We start from the raw sequence: 4,337 nt of genomic DNA on the forward strand, positions 1-4,337 counted from the left end.
ACGGTTCGTAGTTAGATATCCAAAGTGACCAGAGTGGTATTTCAACAATGACTCCACCTGAACTAGCGTCCAAGCTTCACAGTCTCCCACCTATCCTACACAAGCCACTCCGAACACCAATACCAAGCTGTAGTAAAGGTCACGGGGTCTTTCCGTCCTGCTGCGCGTAACGAGCATCTTTACTCGTAGTGCAATTTCGCCGAGTTCGCGGTTGAGACAGCTGGGAAGTCGTTACGCCATTCGTGCAGGTCGGAACTTACCCGACAAGGAATTTCGCTACCTTAGGATGGTTATAGTTACCACCGCCGTTTACTGGGGCTTAAATTCTGAGCTTCGCTTGCGCTAACCCTTCCTCTTAACCTTCCAGCACCGGGCAGGCGTCAGTCCGTATACATCGTCTTGCGACTTAGCACGGACCTGTGTTTTTAGTAAACAGTCGCTTCCCACTGGTCTCTGCGGCCTTTCCCGCTCCGGGAGTAAATCCCATCACGGTTCCGGCCCCCCTTCTCCCGAAGTTACGGGGGCATTTTGCCGAGTTCCTTAACCACGATTCTCTCGATCTCCTTGGTATTCTCTACCTGACCACCTGAGTCGGTTTGGGGTACGGGCGGCTTGAACCTCACGTCGATGCTTTTCTCGGCAGCATAGGATCACTGATTTCCCCCATACGGGGTACGCATCGGATCTCAGGCGCATTGACGACGGATTTGCCTATCGTCAGCCCTACATCCTTACACCAGGTTCACCTTACGGATACCATCGCCTGGCTCAGCTACCTTCCTGCGTCACACCTGTTAATACGTTAACCGCACCAGCATGGGGTCGAGCGTTAGACCGGCCGGCATCACCCCGAAGGGATCCACTCAGCCGGGTTAGGACTCTTAGCACCACTGGATTAGCTTGGGCGGTTCTTCGCCGGTACGGGAATATCAACCCGTTGTCCATCGACTACGCCTGTCGGCCTCGCCTTAGGTCCCGACTTACCCAGGGCGGATTAACCTGGCCCTGGAACCCTTGGTCTTTCGGAGGACGGGTTTCTCACCCGTCTTTCGCTACTCATGCCTGCATTCTCACTCGTGTGGCCTCCACGGCTGGTTTACACCGCCGCTTCACTGGCCACACGACGCTCTCCTACCACTCCGTACGACTGAACCACGAAGGCTTGTCTATAATACGAAATCTACAACTTCGGTGGTGTGCTTGAGCCCCGTTACATTGTCGGCGCGGAATCACTTGACCAGTGAGCTATTACGCACTCTTTCAAGGGTGGCTGCTTCTAAGCCAACCTCCTGGTTGTCTATGCAACTCCACATCCTTTCCCACTTAGCACACGCTTAGGGACCTTAGTTGGTAGTCTGGGTTGTTTCCCTCTCGACGATGAAGCTTATCCCCCACCGTCTCACTGCTGCGCTCTCACTTACCGGCATTCGGAGTTTGGCTGACGTCAGTAAGCTTTTGGGCCCCATCGGCCATCCAGTAGCTCTACCTCCGGCAAGAAACACGCAACGCTGCACCTAAATGCATTTCGGAGAGAACCAGCTATCACGAAGTTTGATTGGCCTTTCACCCCTATCCACAGCTCATCCCCTCCATTTTCAACTGAAGTGGGTTCGGTCCTCCACGACGTCTTACCGTCGCTTCAACCTGGCCATGGATAGATCACTTCGCTTCGGGTCTAGGACATGCGACTGTATCGCCCTATTAAGACTCGCTTTCGCTACGGCTACCCCACACGGGTTAACCTCGCCACATATCGCTAACTCGCAGGCTCATTCTTCAAAAGGCACGCTGTCACCCCTACAAGGAGGCTCCAACGGTTTGTAAGCAAACGGTTTCAGGTACTATTTCACTCCCCTCCCGGGGTACTTTTCACCTTTCCCTCACGGTACTTGTCCGCTATCGGTCATCTGGGAGTATTTAGGCTTATCAGGTGGTCCTGACAGATTCACACGGGATTTCTCGGGCCCCGTGCTACTTGGGATCCCCATTCAGCCAGCGCCAGCATTTCGGCTACGGGGTTCGCACCCTCTATGACCAGCCATTCAAAGCTGTTCGCCTATACTGCGCTGTAACTGCTCCTGTCCGGCAGAACAGGACAACGGGTCCCACAACCCCGACCATGCAACGACCGCCGTCTATCACACATGACCGGTTTAGCCTCTTCCGATTTCGCTCGCCACTACTGACGGAATCACTGTTGTTTTCTCTTCCTGTGGGTACTGAGATGTTTCACTTCCCCACGTTCCCTCTACCCGCCCTATATATTCAGGCGGGAGTCACCAGGTCAAAATGCCTGGCGGGGTTTCCCCATTCGGAAATCCTCGGATCAGGGCTCGATTATCAGCTCCCCGAGGCTTATCGCAGATTTCTACGTCCTTCTTCGGCTCCAGATGCCAAGGCATCCACCGTTTGCTCTTAGAAACTTGACCACAAAGTTGCTGCCAGCCGAAGCCAGCAGCTCAGTGTTATCTCATTCGCCAACCACACCCCCGAAGGAGCGGGTTGGTCTAAGAAATTGCACTTAGTATCACAAACAACCACCCGACCCGAAGGCCAGATACTGTCTGCGACTAAGATGCTCGCGTCCACTGTGTAGTTCTCAAAATACGGGCGGGTCCCATACTCACCCTGCGAATAATGCAGGACTCATATGGCCCAGAGGAGTTCAACCCCCCACACCGAAGCGCAGGGAAGTTTGGTCCCTCAGGACCCAACAGCGTGCACACTCCCCACCTCGAACACCCTCACGTTCCAAACACCCGAAGATGTCGTACTGATGCTGATGCCCTCACCGGAGAGCCATTGTCAATGTTCCACCCATGAGCGCCAGCCGGAGACATTCGCTCCGAAACTGACTTGACCAGAAAATCCCTGTGTAAACAGCAGGGCTGGTACATGCTCCTTAGAAAGGAGGTGATCCAGCCGCACCTTCCGGTACGGCTACCTTGTTACGACTTAGTCCTAATCACCAATCCCACCTTCGACAGCTCCATCCCACAAGGGGTTAGGCCACTGGCTTCGGGTGTTACCGACTTTCATGACTTGACGGGCGGTGTGTACAAGGCCCGGGAACGTATTCACCGCAGCGTTGCTGATCTGCGATTACTAGCGACTCCGACTTCATGAGGTCGAGTTGCAGACCTCAATCCGAACTGAGACCGGCTTTTTGGGATTCGCTCCACCTTACGGTATCGCAGCCCTTTGTACCGGCCATTGTAGCATGCGTGAAGCCCAAGACATAAGGGGCATGATGATTTGACGTCATCCCCACCTTCCTCCGAGTTGACCCCGGCAGTCTCCTATGAGTTCCCACCATTACGTGCTGGCAACATAGAACGAGGGTTGCGCTCGTTGCGGGACTTAACCCAACATCTCACGACACGAGCTGACGACAACCATGCACCACCTGTATACCGACCTTGCGGGGCGACCATCTCTGGACGTTTCCGGTATATGTCAAGCCTTGGTAAGGTTCTTCGCGTTGCATCGAATTAATCCGCATGCTCCGCCGCTTGTGCGGGCCCCCGTCAATTCCTTTGAGTTTTAGCCTTGCGGCCGTACTCCCCAGGCGGGGAACTTAATGCGTTAGCTGCGACACGGAGACCGTGGAATGGCCCCCACATCTAGTTCCCAACGTTTACGGCATGGACTACCAGGGTATCTAATCCTGTTCGCTCCCCATGCTTTCGCTCCTCAGCGTCAGTTACGGCCCAGAGATCTGCCTTCGCCATCGGTGTTCCTCCTGATATCTGCGCATTCCACCGCTACACCAGGAATTCCAATCTCCCCTACCGCACTCTAGTCTGCCCGTACCCACTGCAGGCTGGGGGTTGAGCCCCCAGATTTCACAGCAGACGCGACAAACCGCCTACGAGCTCTTTACGCCCAATAATTCCGGACAACGCTTGCACCCTACGTATTACCGCGGCTGCTGGCACGTAGTTAGCCGGTGCTTTTTCTGCAGGTACCGTCACTTTCGCTTCTTCCCTACTAAAAGAGGTTTACAACCCGAAGGCCGTCATCCCTCACGCGGCGTTGCTGCATCAGGCTTGCGCCCATTGTGCAATATTCCCCACTGCTGCCTCCCGTAGGAGTCTGGGCCGTGTCTCAGTCCCAGTGTGGCCGGTCACCCTCTCAGGCCGGCTACCCGTCGTCGCCTTGGTGAGCCATTACCTCACCAACTAGCTGATAGGCCGCGAGTCCATCCTTGACCGAAATTCTTTCCAACTCCTAGCCATGCGGCTGAAGCTCGTATCCGGTATTAGACGCCGTTTCCAGCGCTTATCCCAGAGTCAAGGGCAGGTTACTCACGTGTTACTCACCCGTTCGCCACTAAT

Annotated in this window: 2 rRNA genes; both read right to left on the bottom strand. The window is 54.9% G+C overall.

From position 1 onward, the window contains the following. A 23S ribosomal RNA gene (locus ACZ6JE_RS14995) occupies positions 1 to 2,429 on the bottom strand; the annotation flags it as partial. A 477-nt stretch (positions 2,430 to 2,906) separates the two neighbouring features. Then, a 16S ribosomal RNA gene (locus ACZ6JE_RS15000) occupies positions 2,907 to 4,337 on the bottom strand; the annotation flags it as partial.

The organism is Frigoribacterium sp. AC759, assembly GCF_979256015.1.